This is a genomic window from Bacteroides sp. FSHCM14E1 (assembly GCF_019633785.1).
Taxonomy (GTDB): domain Bacteria; phylum Bacteroidota; class Bacteroidia; order Bacteroidales; family Bacteroidaceae; genus Bacteroides; species Bacteroides hominis.
In genome coordinates, this window is record NZ_JADKYL010000001.1 from 532,810 (window position 1) to 551,379 (window position 18,570).

At 37.5% G+C, this 18,570-nt stretch carries 11 protein-coding genes and 3 tRNA genes; 4 read left to right on the forward strand and 10 right to left on the reverse strand.

What is annotated here, in order from left to right; all coding sequences use genetic code 11:
- Window positions 1-189 precede the first annotated feature (189 nt).
- Window positions 190-867 (reverse strand): tRNA (guanosine(37)-N1)-methyltransferase TrmD, encoded by a 678-nt coding sequence (gene trmD / locus ISX59_RS02295; RefSeq protein ID WP_005777857.1) that lies wholly within the window; start codon window positions 865-867, stop codon window positions 190-192.
- A 76-nt stretch (window positions 868-943) separates the two neighbouring features.
- On the opposite strand from trmD, the gene ligA reads away from it, so the two are divergent.
- Window positions 944-2,941 carry an NAD-dependent DNA ligase LigA gene (ligA, locus tag ISX59_RS02300; protein ID WP_005777859.1) on the forward strand — a complete coding sequence of 666 codons (1,998 nt, stop codon included), beginning with the start codon at window positions 944-946 and terminating at the stop codon, window positions 2,939-2,941.
- Window positions 2,942-3,044: 103 nt separating this feature from the next.
- Window positions 3,045-3,938, forward strand: a complete 894-nt coding sequence (gene dapA, locus ISX59_RS02305) for a 4-hydroxy-tetrahydrodipicolinate synthase (RefSeq protein WP_005806263.1) — start codon at window positions 3,045-3,047, stop codon at window positions 3,936-3,938.
- Window positions 3,939-4,155: 217 nt separating this feature from the next.
- On the opposite strand, the gene ISX59_RS02310 is transcribed toward dapA, so the two are convergent.
- The 6 genes from ISX59_RS02310 to ISX59_RS02335 form a co-directional block, all read right to left on the reverse strand.
- Window positions 4,156-4,229: transfer RNA gene (locus ISX59_RS02310), tRNA-Arg, on the reverse strand.
- Window positions 4,230-4,246: 17 nt separating this feature from the next.
- Window positions 4,247-4,320 (reverse strand) — tRNA-Arg (locus ISX59_RS02315).
- An 18-nt stretch (window positions 4,321-4,338) separates the two neighbouring features.
- Window positions 4,339-4,412, reverse strand: a tRNA-Arg gene (locus ISX59_RS02320).
- A 79-nt stretch (window positions 4,413-4,491) separates the two neighbouring features.
- A complete protein-coding gene (locus ISX59_RS02325) occupies window positions 4,492-6,744 on the reverse strand; it encodes a patatin-like phospholipase family protein (RefSeq protein WP_233481297.1) in 2,253 nt (750 codons plus the stop codon).
- A gap of 219 nt (window positions 6,745-6,963) precedes the next feature.
- Complete coding sequence (htpG, locus tag ISX59_RS02330; RefSeq protein WP_005806267.1) at window positions 6,964-9,009, reverse strand: molecular chaperone HtpG; 2,046 nt, start codon at window positions 9,007-9,009, stop codon at window positions 6,964-6,966.
- 124 nt (window positions 9,010-9,133) lie between these two features.
- Window positions 9,134-11,668, reverse strand: coding sequence for an ATP-dependent Clp protease ATP-binding subunit (locus ISX59_RS02335; RefSeq protein ID WP_032539274.1), 2,535 nt, complete (start codon window positions 11,666-11,668; stop codon window positions 9,134-9,136).
- Window positions 11,669-12,013: 345 nt separating this feature from the next.
- Between ISX59_RS02335 and gyrA the strand changes: the two genes are divergently transcribed.
- Window positions 12,014-14,551: a DNA gyrase subunit A gene (gene gyrA / locus ISX59_RS02340; protein ID WP_005806271.1), complete on the forward strand. Its 2,538-nt coding sequence runs from the start codon at window positions 12,014-12,016 to the stop codon at window positions 14,549-14,551.
- A gap of 32 nt (window positions 14,552-14,583) precedes the next feature.
- Window positions 14,584-15,798 carry a tetratricopeptide repeat protein gene (locus ISX59_RS02345; RefSeq protein WP_005777869.1) on the forward strand — a complete coding sequence of 405 codons (1,215 nt, stop codon included), beginning with the start codon at window positions 14,584-14,586 and terminating at the stop codon, window positions 15,796-15,798.
- 223 nt (window positions 15,799-16,021) lie between these two features.
- Here the strand turns inward: ISX59_RS02345 and ISX59_RS02350 are convergent, their stop codons facing one another.
- From ISX59_RS02350 to ISX59_RS02360, 3 genes are all read right to left on the reverse strand, one after another.
- Complete coding sequence (locus ISX59_RS02350; RefSeq protein ID WP_022011368.1) at window positions 16,022-17,143, reverse strand: universal stress protein; 1,122 nt, start codon at window positions 17,141-17,143, stop codon at window positions 16,022-16,024.
- Between the two features lie 80 nt (window positions 17,144-17,223).
- Window positions 17,224-17,508, reverse strand: a complete 285-nt coding sequence (locus ISX59_RS02355) for a hypothetical protein (protein WP_005777873.1) — start codon at window positions 17,506-17,508, stop codon at window positions 17,224-17,226.
- 211 nt (window positions 17,509-17,719) lie between these two features.
- Window positions 17,720-18,556: a tetratricopeptide repeat protein gene (locus ISX59_RS02360; RefSeq protein WP_032539273.1), complete on the reverse strand. Its 837-nt coding sequence runs from the start codon at window positions 18,554-18,556 to the stop codon at window positions 17,720-17,722.
- Window positions 18,557-18,570 lie beyond the last annotated feature (14 nt).

Consider the following 18,570-nt stretch of genomic DNA (forward strand, 5'->3'; position numbering starts at 1 on the left):
CAATTAGCCATAAAAAAGTTATTCAAACATGGATATTCCTTTCTCTGTTAATCCCGGAATAAGTTAGACAAATTCTGGTATTAAATAGAGAAGTTCCATGAAAACAAATTCCATTATTAATAGTATAGTTTCATAAAAAAAGAATGTCTTGTCTTTTAGCAAGACATTCTTTTTTACATACAATAAGAATTAGTCTTCCAATAAATCGGGGCGAAGTCTTTTGGTGCGCTCCAACGATTGTTGAAGTTCCCACTCTTTAATTTTGGCTTCATGCCCTGAAAGCAAAATTTCAGGCACCTTCCAACCATTATACTCTGCCGGACGGGTATAAACAGGAGCTGCCAACAAATTATCCTGAAAAGAATCAGAAAGAGCAGACTGTTCATCAGAAATTACTCCCGGAATAATCCGCACTATAGCATCCGCCATCACGGCAGCAGCCAATTCACCACCAGTCAGAACATAATCTCCAATACTAATTTCTTTCGTTATCAGATGCTCCCGGATACGATAATCAATACCTTTAAAATGCCCGCATAAGATAATAAGATTACCAGATAATGATAAACTGTTGGCCATCCTCTGATCAAACTGCTCGCCATCCGGAGTAGTAAATATCACTTCATCATAATCGCGTTCTGCTTTCAAAGCATTAATGCATCGTTCAATAGGTTCTATCTTCATCACCATACCGGCAAATCCACCAAAAGGATAGTCATCTACCCGACGATACTTATCTTCTGTATAATCACGCAAATTATGAATATAAATCTCAGCAAGCCCTTTGTCTTGAGCCCGTTTCATAATAGAACAATTGAAGAAACCCTCAATCATTTCGGGCAATACTGTTATAATATCGATACGCATAATCTTTAATTTTTCGCAAAAGTACAAATATTCGAAGAGAAACCCGTATTTTTGCCTAAAACAATCCAAAGAATATATGACTGTAAAAGAAAAAATAGATCAGCTTCGAATCCAACTCCACCAACATAATTACAACTATTATGTGCTGAATGCTCCGGAAATCTCCGACAAAGAATTTGATGACTTAATGAGAGAACTCCAGACTTTGGAACAGGAACATCCAGAATATAAAGATGAAAACTCACCTACTATGCGTGTAGGTAGCGATATCAATAAAAACTTTACTCAAGTAGCTCATAAATACCCAATGCTTTCATTGTCAAACACCTATTCTGAGAATGAAGTAACCGATTTCTATGACAGAGTACGAAAAGCATTGAATGAAGATTTTGAGATCTGTTGCGAGATGAAGTATGACGGTACCTCGATCTCTTTGACCTACGAAAATGGTAAACTTATCCGTGCCGTAACCCGTGGTGATGGTGAAAAAGGAGACGATGTAACAGACAACGTAAAAACCATTCGGAGTATCCCTCTTGTTCTGCATGGAAATAATTATCCGGATGTTTTCGAAATCCGTGGAGAAATCCTAATGCCATGGGAAGTTTTCGAAGAGCTAAACCGGGAAAAAGAGGCCCGTGAAGAGCCTCTTTTCGCTAATCCCAGAAATGCCGCTTCAGGAACTTTAAAATTACAAAACTCAGCAATCGTGGCTTCCCGAAAACTGGATGCCTACCTCTACTACTTGCTTGGCGATAATTTGCCTACTGACGGACATTATGAAAACTTGCAAGAAGCGGCTAAATGGGGCTTCAAGATTTCTCCTCTAATGCGTAAATGCCAAACATTACAGGAGGTATTCGATTTTATTAATTATTGGAACGTAGAACGTAAAAACTTAAATGTTGCTACAGACGGAATCGTACTGAAAGTTAACAGTCTCAAACAACAAAAAAATCTTGGATTCACTGCCAAATCTCCACGCTGGGCAATAGCCTATAAATTTCAGGCTGAACGGGCACTCACTCGCCTGAATACAGTATCTTACCAGGTAGGAAGAACCGGAGCTGTTACACCTGTAGCCAACCTTGATCCGGTACAGCTTTCCGGAACAGTCGTAAAACGCGCATCTCTACACAATGCAGATATCATCGAAGGACTCGATCTACATATAGGTGATATGGTTTATGTAGAGAAAGGAGGAGAAATCATTCCTAAAATCACAGGCGTAGATGTTGCTGCCCGTTTTATGATCGGTGAAAAAGTAAAATTCATCACTCATTGTCCGGAATGTGGCAGCAAGTTAATAAGATATGAAGGAGAAGCTGCCCACTATTGCCCGAACGAAACTGCCTGTCCACCGCAGATCAAAGGAAAAATAGAACATTTCATCAGCCGGAAAGCAATGAATATAGACGGATTAGGCCCTGAAACTGTTGATATGTTCTATCGTTTAGATCTAATTCATAATACAGCCGATCTTTATCAATTGACGACTGATGACATTAAGAATCTCGATCGTATGGGAGACAAATCTGCGGAAAACATCATCAGAGGAATTATGCAAAGTAAGGAAATTCCTTTTGAAAGAGTTATTTTTGCATTAGGCATTCGTTTTGTAGGTGAGACAGTAGCTAAAAAAATAGCTAAATCATTCAAAGACATAGTAGAATTGGAAAATGCAGATTTGGAAACTTTAGTCAGCATCGATGAAATCGGCGAAAAAATTGCCCAGAGTATTCTTAACTATTTTGCAAACGATTCAAACCGTAAATTAATTGACCGATTGAAAATAGCAGGATTACAGTTATACAGACCGGAAGAAGATCTAAGTGAGCATACTGACAAATTGGCCGGGCAATCCATCGTTATTAGTGGTGTGTTTACCCATCATTCAAGAGACGAATACAAAGATCTTATTGAAAAGCATGGAGGAAAAAATGTGGGAAGTATTTCCGCCAAAACCAGTTTTATCTTGGCCGGAGATAATATGGGACCTGCTAAATTAGAAAAAGCCAATAAACTGGGGATTAAAATTATGAACGAAGAGGAATTTCTAAAGCTAATATTGTAACATTTTTCTGCTATATTCTTATTTTATATATTATTATTGCTGTAAAAAAAGAAAATATTCGTACTTTTGCGAGCAAATTATTTAGAGATTATTATTAATACTCATGATACAGACTAGATTGAAAGGAATGGGGGTAGCGCTGATTACTCCTTTCAAAGAGGATGAAAGCGTTGATTACGATGCATTAATGCGATTAGTAGACTATCTGCTTCAAAATAATGCAGATTTTCTGTGTGTGCTGGGAACGACAGCCGAAACTCCAACTCTGAGCGAAGACGAGAAAAAGAAAATCAAAAAAATGGTAATCGACCGTGTCAACGGAAGAATTCCCATTCTATTAGGAGTCGGTGGAAACAATACACGAGCTATCGTAGAAACACTCAAAAATGATGATTTCACCGGAGTGGATGCCATCTTATCCGTGGTTCCTTACTATAATAAGCCCTCACAGGAAGGAATCTATCAACATTATAAGGCAATTGCAGGCGCTACAGAGCTTCCAATTGTATTGTATAATGTTCCCGGCCGGACAGGGGTTAATATGACCGCAGAAACGACTTTACGCATTGCTAAAGACTTCAAAAATGTCATAGCAATTAAAGAAGCATCAGGCAATATCACTCAGATGGACGATATTATCAAAAACAAACCGGCCAATTTTGATGTCATTTCCGGAGATGATGGCATTACTTTCCCTTTAATCACATTAGGAGCTGTAGGGGTTATTTCAGTTATTGGAAATGCTTTTCCACGTGAATTCAGCAGGATGACACGCCTGGCATTGCAAGGTGACTTTGCCAACGCCCTGACCATACACCATAAATTTACAGAGTTATTTAACCTGTTATTCGTAGACGGAAACCCTGCCGGAGTAAAATCAATGTTGAATGCAATGGGAATGATCGAGAATAAACTTCGTTTGCCACTGGTACCAACACGTATCACAACATTTGAAGCCATTCGAAACGTACTTAACGAGTTAAATATAAAATGCTAATAACTAAATCATTATAAGAAAGCAAAGAGTAAAGTTACATAAAAATTGACTTTACTCTTTTTTTGTATATCCAGACCTTTCCTCTGTCACACAGCCTTCTTCGTATTGATGTTTTTCTTGAAGAGAAAGACAGTCCATCAACTTACGTTGATCCCGGTATGATCCTAATGGCGGCATAACAAAAAAAGAAGGTACCCTTTTAAGACACCTTCTTTTGTGATCGCGACAGGATTCAAACCTGTAACCGGCTGATCCGTAGTCAGCTACTCTATTCAGTTGAGCTACGCGACCGTTTGTTATTTTTAGAGTGACCGCGACAGGATTCAAACCTGTAACCGGCTGATCCGTAGTCAGCTACTCTATTCAGTTGAGCTACGCGGCCATTAGTTAAACTTTAAAGTGATCGCGACAGGATTCAAACCTGTAACCGGCTGATCCGTAGTCAGCTACTCTATTCAGTTGAGCTACGCGACCATTGTTTTTGTTTAACGGGTGCAAAGATACGGACTTTTCTTGAATTTGCAAGCTTTCAGCAAACTTTTTTGCAAATAAATTATTCGATGAAACGATAGTTAAACAATTGCCAACCGAGCGTCAAACCGACATTCCACTCCCTTTTCGGTGAGCTATAATGATTTACATATGCCGAGATTGCACCAAACGGCAACTGACATACCACTGAAACTTCTCCCAAATATTCGAAACGAGAGAAAGCTTTTCCATAGTAAGCCTTATTAATTGGATTTCTTTCTATAGGAAAAATCGGTAAAAAGCCATAAAACTCTCCACGAACGTGAAACATCTGATTTAAACGATAAATAGGCCGTATCCCGGCTGCCAGATATTGATTGGCACGAAAAGCTTCATTATATGTTAATTTACTATGTGCAGTAGGTGCAAATTCACTGGCCTGCATCATTGTAGCTGTATAATTCTCTGAGAAGTTTTTAGACGCATATAATGCATCCAGATACCATCCTAATGTCCAATTTGCTCCCATTTTATGGTATTTCTCCTTCATATAGGATAACTGTAACCATGAATGTTTCTCTTCGGTAGATTTCCTGCTCTCAGAATTCACCCCAGGGCGAAAGCGTTCTTTCCCTGTAAATATCTGTGCAACGAGTGCCTCTCGTGCTCCTTGAGTAGGAAATTGTCTAAAATTCAATGTACTACCATTAAAACTTACTGAACCGCCAAACAAACGATATTCACTTTTATCATATTTGTCTTTATCGAAGTCGATTACATTATTTTGGAAATACCGGTCTTCTATTTGTGCAATTCCAAACCCAAGCTCCACTCGTTTACTTGAAAGAAAAGGAAGAGCAACTTTGAGTTTCAGAAAACGCTCATCTTTTTGATTAAAAGCCGGTTTATCATTTTTAGAGAAAAGCTTATCCTTCTTAAAATAATCGAAAGTACTGATCGAAGCAATAAAGCGATAAGAAGTAGGAATAGTAGTGGCAAAGTCTACTTTTGCCATAAACTGAGCATTATTATATATTTTTCCCAATTGTCCATCGAATGTAAACTCCTTCGAATAATAGTTAAGATTCTGATATGTAAGTCCCAGATAAATTTGGTTAGAACTGGTAGTGGACACATTTCCGCCCAAACGAACAGAAAATTCATTTTCCATCTTTATCTTCAAATGCAAATCGTAAGTATCATCTTCGGGGTTAAAAACTGCATGAGGAATAATCTCTGAGATCATATTATCAGATAATAGACGAAAATATCCCCGTTTTAAATCCTCATAGGTAAACTCTTTATCATCTGAAGTATGGAATTCTTTCTTTATGTAAACCTGTTGATGAGAATTAGCACCATCGATATATATATTTTTGAAACGGAGTTCCGGATAATTACTTTTATAAACCAACCGCCTCAGTCGTATATTATCCATATTTACTCTACGATGAACACGACTTTTGATAGAATCCATTAAGCCCATGGCCCGATCATATCCTATTTTCACCAGTTCATCCATTCGTTGAAAATCCATCAGATTAACATCGTTGTACTTAAATGTCATCAATATTCCAGCCGAATCCGGAAGAGAATAATCAGTCTTTTGCATTACCATATTCTCAATCTGACTCATCAAATCATTTTCTTTCGGTTTTCCCGGGTTGGTAGAAACAACACTACCTATAATTATATCCGGATGAAAATCCTCTCGCATGACATCTGTAGGAAAGTTATTATAAATTCCACCGTCATATGCCAATAAACTATCTATTTCAATGGGCTTAAACATAAAAGGAAAACTCATAGAGGCTCGTACTGCATCTCCAAGATCACCACGCTTTAAGACAAGTTGTTTTTTATTATACACATCGGAAGCTATACATCGAAAAGGCACAAACAACTTATCAAAATCGCCTTCACAAGTAGCAGTTGCCCGTGCGTAAAGATCGATAAAGACAAGGTTCATCTGAATTGGATTAACCACACTGGTTGGCAAAAACTGTGGCTTTAAATTAAGTGAATCTTTGAACGAAAAGCGTATATTGAAAAGTTCAGGAGTCGGAAGATTCTTTTTGAAATAATACATATATTTTTCTTCCACTTCACCAGAATACCAACGTTTAAAGTCATCTGACTTCAGCAATGTCTCCATATCATCAGGTGAATATCCCATGGCATAAAGAGACCCTATAATAGCTCCCATAGAAGTACCTGTAATATAATCAATTGGGATATTATTCTCTTCCAGGGCACGAATTATTCCTATGTGTGTCAGCCCCTTTGCACCGCCACCACTCAATACTAACCCAACTTTCTGAGCGTGGACAAGCATTGGTAAGAACTGTAAAAAGAGAAATAACAATAAAAAAACTTTCTTCATAAGGCTCAACAAAACATCGTGTAAATGGTTGATTTAACGTTCAAATATATACAATAGTTTCTAATCTATCGACTCTGACCGCACATTTATTAATAAAAAAAGAGCATTACGGACACTTTTATCGTGCGCAATGCTCTTTTAATTTATGTTATATGAATTAAATGTGATAGACTAAATCAACTCAATACTTCTTTTTACAAAATTATTCAAGGCTTCACCTTTCAGCATGTTGTTCTGTAATAATGCCAGGTCAATCAGCTGACGAACAACCTTATTCTTACCTGCGTATCCTGCAAATATCGATTCTTTTTGTTGTTTCAAATTATCCCATTTCTTATCCAAATCGTTAAGTTCATCTTTTTCAGCAACAGGAATATCTTCGTCTTTTTTACCTTCTTGTTTTTTCTTGAGTGCATCACGGCGTTTTGTCACTTCATCCAATTCAGCTTGTACCGGTGCAATAGCTGCGCTACATTCTTTCTCCTCGTCAGACAGCACTTCTTTTACCAGTTTGTGATCAGAATTCAATACCAGATTAAACATATCCGGCATTTCGCCATAAAAACTCATTCCAGCCTGAATATTTGCCATCTCCTTCATGCGACGCATATATTCACTTTGTGTAATCATTACAGGAGCACCATTTTCGCCTAATGCCTGAGTCATCACATTAAACTCAACCTTTTCCATCTTTGGCAACTGGCTCTTGAAAGCTGCAGTCAGAGCTTCTTGCTTAGTGGCTTCAAGCACTTCGCTTTTCTTATCTTCTTTCACAATCAGATTGTCAATAACATCACTGTCTACACGAGTAAAGCGAGATTTCTCCAGTTTTTGTTCGAGCATGCTCACCATTGCCACATCCAACTGCCCATCCATCAACAACACATTATATCCTTTATTTTTGGCAGCTTCAATATAAGCAAACTGTTCATCTTTATTATTGGCATATAAATAAACCAGATTCTTATCTTTATCTGTCTGATTATCTTTAATAAGAGCCTGATATTCTTCGAAAGTGTAATGCTTTCCATCCGTATCTGTGAATAGGGCAAATTTCTGTGCTTTATCATAGAAATCTTCTTGGGTAAGCATTCCATAATTAATAAAGATCTTTAAATCATTCCACTTTTCTTCAAACTGTGTACGATCATTCTTAAAGATAGACTGCAAACGATCTGAAACTTTTTTTGAAATATAAGTCGAGATCTTCTTTACATTTGAATCACTTTGTAAATATGAACGGGACACATTCAACGGAATATCCGGTGAATCAAGTACTCCATGAAGTAAAGTAAGGAAATCCGGAACAATACCTTCTACCGAATCGGTCACATAAACCTGGTTGCTATATAACTGAATCTTATTCTTATTTAAGTCAATATTGCTTTTTACTTTCGGGAAATAGAGGATACCTGTCAGATGGAACGGATAATCCACATTCAAATGAATCCAAAACAATGGTTCATCAGACATTGGATACAACTCACGATAGAACTTCTTATAATCTTCATCAGAAAGTTCACTCGGTTTTTTAGTCCACAAAGGAGTAGTATCGTTGACTACATTATCTTCAGTGGTTTCAACCTGCTTGCCATCTTTCCACTCTTTTTTCTTACCAAAGGCAATAGGTACAGGTAAGAAGCTACAATATTTTTTCAAGAGTGCAGAGATACGAGCTTCTTCAAGGAACTCTTTGCAATCATCATCGATATACAATACAATATCTGTTCCACGATCGGCCTTTTCTATCTCTTCAAGAGTAAATTCCGGGCTACCATCACAAGTCCATTTTACCGCTTGTGCACCTTCTTTATAAGATTTGGTAATGATTTCTACCTTTTTAGAAACCATAAAGGCGGAATAGAAACCTAAACCGAAATGCCCGATAATGGCATTAGCATCATTTTTATACTTTTCCAGAAAGTCATTTGCCCCCGAGAAAGCAATTTGGTTGATATATTTATCAATCTCCTCAGCTGTCAAACCGATGCCTCGATCGGAAATGGTAATAGTATCCTTGCCCAATGAAACATGTACGGTCAAATCACCCAATTCACCTTTGAACTCACTGATAGAAGCCAGTGTATTCAACTTCTGTGTAGCATCAACAGCATTGGAGACTAATTCCCGAAGGAAAATCTCATGATCACTGTACAAAAACTTTTTAATGATAGGGAAAATGTTCTCTGTTGTAACTCCAATATTACCTTTTTGCATAATAACGTGTATTTTTTAATTATCTGGTTATTAAATCGAATTATTTTTTGTAGAGATACAGACAAAAAAAATGCCAGACCCGAAGGTCTGACATTTTGACGTATACTCAAAGGAAATAACTTAGCTATTCAGTCGTTTTGGCTTCATGATTCATTTCCAACTCTCCTTTTTCTTCGTTCAAAGAAACAGTTATTGTATCTCCTTCTTTCAAAGAAGCCGAAATGATCAGTTCAGATAAACCATCTTCCAGATAAGCCTGAATTGCGCGCTTCAACGGACGGGCTCCATATTGTACATCGTAGCCCTTAGAAGCAATGAATTGCTTAGCCTTATCCTCGATAACCAGCTTATAACCAATCGAATCTATTCTATCATATAAGCCTTTTAACTCGATATCGATAATCTTCGTAATAGCTTCCAATGATAATTGATCGAAGGTGATAATTTCATCCACTCGATTTAAAAACTCAGGCGCGAATGATTTATTCAAAGCCTTCTGAATTACACTTCGCGAGAATTCTTTATCGTCTAAGCGACTTTGTGTAGCAAATCCGACTCCACGGCCAAACTCCTTTAGTTGACGAGTACCAACGTTTGATGTCATGATGATTACCGTATTCTTAAAATCAACCATTCTGCCATAACTGTCAGTCAAACGTCCTTCATCCATTACCTGAAGCAGGAGATTAAACACATCAGGATGTGCCTTTTCTATCTCATCAAGCAAAACAATGGAATAGGGCTTACGACGTACTTTCTCTGTCAGCTGACCGCCTTCCTCGTATCCTACATATCCCGGAGGAGCACCAACTAAACGCGAAACTGTGAATTTCTCCATATATTCACTCATATCAATGCGAATCAACGCATCCGAAGAGCCAAACATATATTTAGCCAATTCTTTAGCTAAGTGGGTTTTACCGACACCTGTCGGTCCCAGAAACATAAAAGTACCAATTGGTTTATTGGGGTCTTTCAGTCCGACGCGGCTACGCAAAATAGCTCTTACCAACTTCTCGATAGCAGCATCTTGAGCAATCACTTTCGACTGTAAGTCTTCTTTCATACCGGCCAATTTTATACCTTCAGCCTGCGCCATCCTCTGTACAGGTATGCCCGACATCATAGATACAACATTAGCAATTTCTTCTGCATCAACCGTTTCGCGATTATCTTTCAAACGCTCTTCCCACTCTTTTTTCATCACATCCAATTGAGTGGTAAGTTCTTTCTCTTTATCCCGGAAACTGGCAGCCAACTCAAAGTTCTGCGATTTCACTGCATCATTTTTCTTGTTCTTAGCCTCCTCAATCAGTTTCTCCTGATCTTCAATCTCTTTCGGAACACTGACATTTGTAAGATGTACACGTGAACCGGCTTCATCCAATGCATCAATAGCCTTATCAGGGAAGTTACGATCAGTTATATAACGATCTGTCAACTTGACACAAGCTTCCAGTGCAGCATCTGTATAATTTACATTGTGGTGATCTTCGTATTTATCTTTAATATTACGAAGAATCTGCAAAGTCTCCTCAGCCGTAGTAGGTTCTACCATCACTTTTTGAAAACGGCGCTCTAAAGCACCATCCTTTTCTATATTTTTCCGGTACTCATCAAGAGTAGTAGCTCCGATGCATTGTATCTCACCACGTGCCAAAGCTGGTTTCAACATATTGGCAGCATCCATCGATCCGGCAGCTGATCCGGCTCCGACAATAGTATGGATTTCATCTATAAACAAAATCACATTCGGATTCTTCTGCAATTCATTCAAAATAGAACGTATTCGCTCTTCAAACTGCCCACGGTATTTAGTTCCGGCCACAACAGCAGTCATGTCAAGCGCTACCACACGTTTATCAAACAGAATGCGGGACACTTTTTTCTGAATAATACGAAGCGCCAATCCTTCCACAATAGCCGATTTACCAACACCCGGCTCACCAATCAGGATAGGATTATTCTTTTTACGACGACTAAGTATCTGTGCTAAACGTTCTATTTCACGTTCACGTCCTACAACAGGATCTAATCGACCTTCTTCGGCCGCTTTAGTCATATCCGTACCGAAGTTGTCAAGCACAGGAGTATCATTTGTCGGCTTTCTGGAAGCTGTCTGTGCTTGTTGCTGATGTTCACCCGCTCCATGAGCGGACCGAGACTGATTCATCTCATCTTCATCGTCATCATCCTCTGTGAATCCCATACCTGCACTGATATCAGGTTGTAATGACAATTGTTCAAACACCTGCTGATAGTCTACATGGTTGGCTTCAAGAACTGTAGCTGCCAAATTATCCTTATCTTTAAGAATAGCCAGCAAAACATGTTCTGTATCTGCAACTTGACTTTTCATCACACGTGCTTCTAAAATACATAATTTTAATATCTTTGCAGCCCCATTTGACAATGGAACGTCAGCATCAGGCAGCAGCATGTCATCTGCATGTTCTTTCAGTATGGCCTCAATCTGCTTCTTTATGTCGGTCAGGTTTGTTTTGAGCTTAGACAATATCTCGATTGCTTTTCCCTCACCATCGCGAAGCATGCCGAGCAATAAGTGCTCAGGGCCTATATAGCTACTTCTCAGGCGGTTGGCCTCTTCCTTGCTATATACGATAATATCGGAAACTTTTTGTGAGAATTGATTATTCATACTTTTCTTCCTTCTTCTAAGAGATTATTTACTTGCAAATATACGCATTTCATATCGTTTGCTTATGCATCATTTGCTTTATTTGTTATATAACAAATGTCGTGCCATTATTTCTTTCATTTCTATACATTATAATATAATAGAGCAATAAAACACACAAAAACTACTAAAGAAAAGAAATTGATACAGCCAGTATACAAGCATCATCATATTATAAGAACTAACTTCGGACCCTTTTAAAAAGCCTAAAAACTTTCTTCGTTAAAACTTTCGTATATCAAGGAAAAGTAGTACTTTAGCGTGGTTTTTCATAAGCCACAAATGTATAATTAATAATCTTTTTAAATGCTTGAACAAGACAGAATTATAAAGATTAACATTGAGGAGGAAATGAAGTCATCGTACATTGACTACTCCATGTCGGTCATCGTTTCACGTGCCCTTCCTGATGTTAGAGATGGATTTAAGCCCGTTCACCGTAGAATTCTTTACGGAATGATGGAACTGGGAAATACGTCAGATAAACCTTATAAAAAATCAGCTAGAATCGTAGGTGAAGTACTTGGTAAATATCACCCGCATGGAGATTCTTCCGTATATTTTGCTATGGTACGTATGGCTCAAGAATGGGCAATGCGTTATCCGTTGGTAGACGGACAAGGAAACTTCGGTTCTGTAGACGGTGACAGTCCTGCTGCCATGCGTTATACTGAAGCACGCTTGAATAAATTAGGTGAAGAAATGATGCAGGACCTCTACAAAGAAACTGTAGACTTTGAGCCTAATTTTGACAACACACTGATGGAACCCAAAGTGATGCCAACACGCATTCCTAACTTACTGGTCAACGGGGCTTCGGGTATCGCTGTAGGTATGGCCACGAACATGCCACCTCATAATCTGTCTGAAGTCATCGATGCCTGTGAAGCTTATCTTGACAATAAAGATGTTACTGTAGAGGAATTGATGGAATACGTAAAGGCACCCGATTTTCCGACAGGAGGATATATATATGGTATAAGTGGTGTACGTGAAGCCTACCTTACAGGACGTGGGCGTGTTGTCATGCGTGCAAAAGCCGAAATAGAGTCTGGACAAACACATGACAAGATCGTTGTTACAGAGATTCCGTACAACGTTAATAAGGCAGAATTGATCAAAGCAATCGCTGACCTTGTTAATGAAAAGAGGATAGAAGGCATCTCCAATGCTAATGACGAGTCCGACCGTGAAGGTATGCGTATTGTTATCGATATCAAGCGTGATGCTAACGCAAGTGTAGTGCTGAACAAACTTTATAAAATGACAGCATTGCAGACTTCGTTTGGTGTAAACAACGTAGCATTAGTCAACGGACGTCCTAAGATGCTGAATTTACGTGACTTAATCGTATATTTTGTAGAGCATAGACACGATGTGGTCATTCGCCGTACCCAGTTTGATCTACGTAAAGCTAAAGAACGTGCACACATATTAGAGGGGTTAATTATTGCTTCGGATAATATTGATGAAGTAATCCGTATTATTCGTGCAGCAAAAACACCTAACGACGCAATCTCCGGGCTGATGGAACGTTTCAAACTGAGCGAAATTCAAGCACGTGCTATTGTTGAAATGCGTCTGCGCCAATTAACCGGCTTGATGCAGGATCAGCTTCATGCTGAATACGACGAGGTTATGAAGCAAATAGCTTATTTGGAAAGTATCTTGGCTGATGATGAAGTATGCCGTAAGGTGATTAAAGATGAACTATTGGAAGTAAGAGCTAAATACGGTGACGAACGACGTTCCGAAATCGTATATTCTTCAGAAGAATTTAATCCGGAAGACTTCTATGCAGACGACCAAATGATCATCACCATTTCGCATATGGGATATATCAAACGTACACCATTAACTGAGTTCCGTGCCCAGAACCGTGGCGGAGTAGGCTCCAAAGGCACTGAAACCCGTGACGAAGACTTTATTGAGCATATTTATCCGGCAACAATGCACAACACTATGATGTTCTTCACTCAAAAAGGTAAGTGCTATTGGTTGAAAGTATACGAAATTCCCGAAGGTACCAAAAACTCAAAAGGACGTGCAATACAGAATTTACTGAACATAGATTCAGACGATGCTGTTAATGCATACCTGCGTGTAAAGAGCTTGAATGATCAGAAATATATTAATAGTCATTACGTACTGTTCTGTACCAAGAATGGTGTTATAAAGAAAACATCATTAGAACAATATTCGCGTCCACGTCAGAATGGTGTAAATGCCATAACTATTCGTGAAGACGACCGTGTAATTGAAGTACGTATGACAAACGGAAACAATGAAATCATTATCGCTAATCGTAATGGACGTGCAATACGCTTCCATGAAGCAGCAGTACGCGTTATGGGACGTACAGCAACTGGAGTTCGAGGAATCACATTGGATGATGACGGACAGGACGAAGTGATAGGTATGATTTGCATCAAGGATCTTGAAACAGAATCTGTAATGGTTGTTTCAGAACAAGGATATGGTAAACGTTCCGATATTGAAGACTATCGCAAAACGAATCGCGGTGGTAAAGGTGTAAAAACAATGAATATCACCGAAAAAACAGGCAAATTGGTTACAATTAAGTCTGTAACAGATGACAATGACTTGATGATTATCAATAAGTCAGGTATCACGATTCGTCTGAAAGTAGCTGATGTTCGTATTATGGGACGTGCAACTCAAGGAGTTCGTCTGATAAATCTTGAGAAACGTAATGACCAGATTGGCTCGGTATGTAAAGTAACGTCAGAGAGTTTGGAAGATGAAATTCCTGCAGAAGAGGGAGAGGGAAATATTCCAAGTAATCCAGAAACTGACACGTTGGTAAATGAAACAGAAGAATAGACATAATATTAATAATTAATCAAACAACAATCATGAAAAGAGTATTATTTTCAATGGTCTTACTGATGGCTGTAAGTTTTGCTTTCGCTCAAGAAAAGAATGTGAAAGAAGCGAAAAGTATTGCCGGTGAAGTAAAACCAGACTTCGCAAAAGCTGAACAGCTGATTAATGAAGCACTAACCAATCCTGAAACAAAGGATAATGCAGCTACTTGGGATGTAGCTGGTTATATCCAAAAAAGAATCAATGAAAAGGAGATGGAAAATGCTTATCTGAGAAAACCCTATGATACATTGAAGGTATACAACAGTGTACTGAACATGTATAATTATTTTGTTAAATGTGACGAATTGGCACAGATTCCCAATGAAAAGGGTAAGATTAAAAACAAATATAGAAGTGCCAACTCAAAAACGATTCTGGCAGAACGCCCCAATTTAATTAATGGTGGTATTCAGTATTTTAACCTAAACCAAAACGAAGAAGCATTAAAATTCTTTGCTGCTTACGTAGATGCAGCTACACTGCCTATGTTAGAAAAAGAAAATCTACTGGAAAAAGACACTATCTTACCGCAAGTAGCATATTATGCAACTTTGGCTGCCGATAGAGTAGGCGATAAGGATGCTGTCATGAAATATGCTCAATATGCCTTGAAAGATAAAGAAAATGGCCAATTCGCAATGCAGTTGTTAACAGACGCTTATAAAGCTAAAGGCGATACTGCCAAATGGGTAGAGAAGTTGCAGGAAGGTATTGTTAAATTCCCAGAAAATCAATATTTCTTTGCTAATCTGGTTGATTATTATAGTAGCTCTAACCAGAATGACAAAGCAATGCAATTTGCTAATGACATGTTGGCTAAAGATCCTAACAACAAATTATATTTGTATGTAAAAGCGTATTTGTATCATAATATGAAAGATTATGAGAAAGCAATTGAATTCTATAAGAAGACTCTTGATGTAGACCCTACATATGCAGAAGCATGCTCAAACTTGGGATTAGTCTATCTGCTACAGGCACAAGACTATGCTGATAAAGCACCAACAGATATTAATGATCCGAATTATGCTACAGCACAAGCCAACATCAAAAAGTTCTACGAGGAAGCTAAACCGTATTACGAAAAAGCAAGAGAACTAAAACCTGATCAGAAAGATTTGTGGCTGCAAGGTCTTTATAGAGTTTATTATAACTTAAATATGGGACCGGAATTTGAAGCTATAGAGAAACTGATGAATTAATCTCACTGATGGATTAATCAGAGATATAAATTACAAAACTTGTCTTTAAAAAGAGGTATCACAAGCTAAAGTGATACCTCTTTATTTTTCCAGAAAAATATAAGAAATAGTGTATTTATCATTATCAAAAAGGCAACTTACTATACTTAAGTAAGTTGCCTTTTTCTATTAAACATAATGTGGATTATTCCATTATTTTAAATCGTGCATTTTGAGAGCTTGATCATCCATTAATAACTAAGAGCGGTGTATCAGAATGAAATATCATCTTACGAGCTATGCCTGGATTAAATAAACGAGAAAATATATTCCGCTTATAAGAAGTTAATGTAATAATATCAATCTGATTTGTTTTAATGTAATTTTCTAAACTATTCAGAAAATCATTACTCATTACCACATCATAATGAATTTCAAGATCCGGGTATTGCTTCTGGAAATAGTCTTTAATGCCTGCCAGTTTTATCTCATTCCATGTATCTTTTACATCTGATAAGTGAATAAGAGAAACAGAAAAATGAAATGGATCAAGTCCATTGATAAATGAATCAAAAGCAATCAAATCACGCTGATCAAAGTTTGTCATAAAAGCTATCCGTTTCACTTCATTAAAACTATTAAATGGAGTATTCTCAGGGATAGCCAATACTGTAGTATGACTACGTTCTATCACTTCAGCGGTTACACTACCAATAAGATCAATATCTTTTTGATTTTTACCACGTGTACCCATTATAATGATTCTAGGACGATGTTCTTTATTATACCGTAATATTTCTTCCTCAGGAATGCCTTCTCGTAACACACAGGTATATTTCACATCAGGGAATTCGCCTGACGCTACCTTTTGTTTTATTTTCTCTGATAAAGCATTCAAATCATCATGAACTTTATGCAACACATTCTTTACGGTCTCTTCATCGCTAATCTGATAATTAAATACATCACCATATGGCAGTGATGAAGCATAAATTGGTGTAAAGTAAACATGTAATAATATTACCTCCGCATCATAAGATTTCGCGAAATTAAAGCCAAATTCACAAGCCTTCATCGAATAATTAGAGAAATCGACTGGAATAAGTACCTTTTTAGTACGGTGTTCTACTTTAGGCGCCTTCTCTCCCACTATACTTTCAGCAAGCCAAGCTGAACTTTCTGTGATTTTTAAAGCACGAGGCAAGTCGCTTTCTTTAATACGCAAACGCACACCAGATGACACAACCGGCTGTATTTGGTTAACATTGTGAATATACGTCTCTATACCCTCATTTTCAAGAACATTCTTCAATATCTGAGCTTTTGTATAAGTCAGAATAGCTAAAGTTACTAATTTGTCTTCCATAATTCGTTTGTTTTATTGAATTCAACAAATAAGAAATCCCAATTGTTTTTGCCAATTGGGATTCTGACTTTATCTTTTATTTAAGCCTGCATAGCTTCGGTAGCTTCTTCTTTTCTCATATTCAATTCATCCAATATCCTTAATGCCCGATCAAGCACAGTGGTATCATCAATCATAACCAATCCACCATCCGGACCAGGCTCAAGATGTATTCCGACACTTTTCCCCTCCTTAAAGTTATGACCACCAAAAAAATTTCTCACCGTGTCGACGTTTAAATTTAGTTCGTCGGCTATTCTATGCATGCTACCGCTAGGCAATGAATCTTTAATTTTACGAAGTTCATTAAATGTTATTGTTCTCATGTCTCATAAATTTAATGGTTAATACTACGTGACTATATTATCACGCTATAAACTTAAGAAAAAAAAAAAGATAAAACAAAAAAAAGTGCCTCTTTTTTTTGCTAAAACAATCTAAATCAATAGTAACTTCTTATAATACAATAAAGTCCCTCTTCAATAGATCCAATACTATTAAAGAGGGACTTTGATAAAATATTTATAGATTCTATTCTCAAATAATTTCAATCGAACTAACCGGTACCCATCCTACCTTTCCATCTTCAAGACGAATTTCTTTCCAGTCTTTCATAGAGCTATCTTTAATATCAACTTTATGCCCTTCATGAAGAATAAACAAACTAGTACCATTCTCACTGGGTGTACTCCTAACCGTAACACTAGGATTCATTATGATTGCACTGTCCCGATTCAATAATTCTTTTTTTTGCTTAAAAGCAAAAACATTGGTCATTACAACAACTATTAGAAAGACTATACCTGTAATAAACCCCACTTTCTTCAATACCACTTGTTTTGAGAATATAAAGAAATAGAGAGATACGATTAGCAACAGGAAGCTCACAACACCGCATACAGCCCATGCATCTACGCTCATACTATTAATCAATGCTTTGGTCCACGTCACAAAGAACACCTCAGGCACAGTTTCCACCTTATCAACAGTCTTACTACGAGCTATCTCTAAATTAGCACGAATATCTCCGTTACCAGGTTGAAGTAATAATGCTCTTTCATAATTTAAAATAGCCTTTGCTATCTCATTGACTTTATAATAGCTATTTCCAAGATTATAGTATACATCAGCTGCTTCTCCTTTACGTAACAGTGATTCATAAATTTGAATTGCAGATGCAAAATCATTTCTTATATAAGCACTGTCGCCTTCAGATTTTGTAGCATCCTCTAATTTAGAACTGGAAAACTCCGTATTACGAATAATGACAGAATCTCCTTCCATCCTCTGAGTAGAATCTGTTACTAATGAATCCTGCCCGAAAGAAATCACTGCCACTAACAAGCCCAAAGTAAAAAACAATATTTTTTTCATGACTTTATCTTCTC

Coding starts and splice junctions, on each gene's coding strand:
- ligA (WP_005777859.1), top strand. CDS start 944: ATGACTGTAAAAGAAAAAATAGATCAGCTTCGAATCCAACTCCACCAA.
- trmD (WP_005777857.1), bottom strand. CDS start 867: ATGCGTATCGATATTATAACAGTATTGCCCGAAATGATTGAGGGTTTC.
- gyrA (WP_005806271.1), top strand. CDS start 12,014: ATGCTTGAACAAGACAGAATTATAAAGATTAACATTGAGGAGGAAATG.
- ISX59_RS02350 (WP_022011368.1), bottom strand. CDS start 17,143: ATGGAAGACAAATTAGTAACTTTAGCTATTCTGACTTATACAAAAGCT.
- ISX59_RS02355 (WP_005777873.1), bottom strand. CDS start 17,508: ATGAGAACAATAACATTTAATGAACTTCGTAAAATTAAAGATTCATTG.
- dapA (WP_005806263.1), top strand. CDS start 3,045: ATGATACAGACTAGATTGAAAGGAATGGGGGTAGCGCTGATTACTCCT.
- ISX59_RS02360 (WP_032539273.1), bottom strand. CDS start 18,556: ATGAAAAAAATATTGTTTTTTACTTTGGGCTTGTTAGTGGCAGTGATT.
- ISX59_RS02325 (WP_233481297.1), bottom strand. CDS start 6,744: ATGCTTGTCCACGCTCAGAAAGTTGGGTTAGTATTGAGTGGTGGCGGT.
- ISX59_RS02345 (WP_005777869.1), top strand. CDS start 14,584: ATGAAAAGAGTATTATTTTCAATGGTCTTACTGATGGCTGTAAGTTTT.
- ISX59_RS02335 (WP_032539274.1), bottom strand. CDS start 11,668: ATGAATAATCAATTCTCACAAAAAGTTTCCGATATTATCGTATATAGC.
- htpG (WP_005806267.1), bottom strand. CDS start 9,009: ATGCAAAAAGGTAATATTGGAGTTACAACAGAGAACATTTTCCCTATC.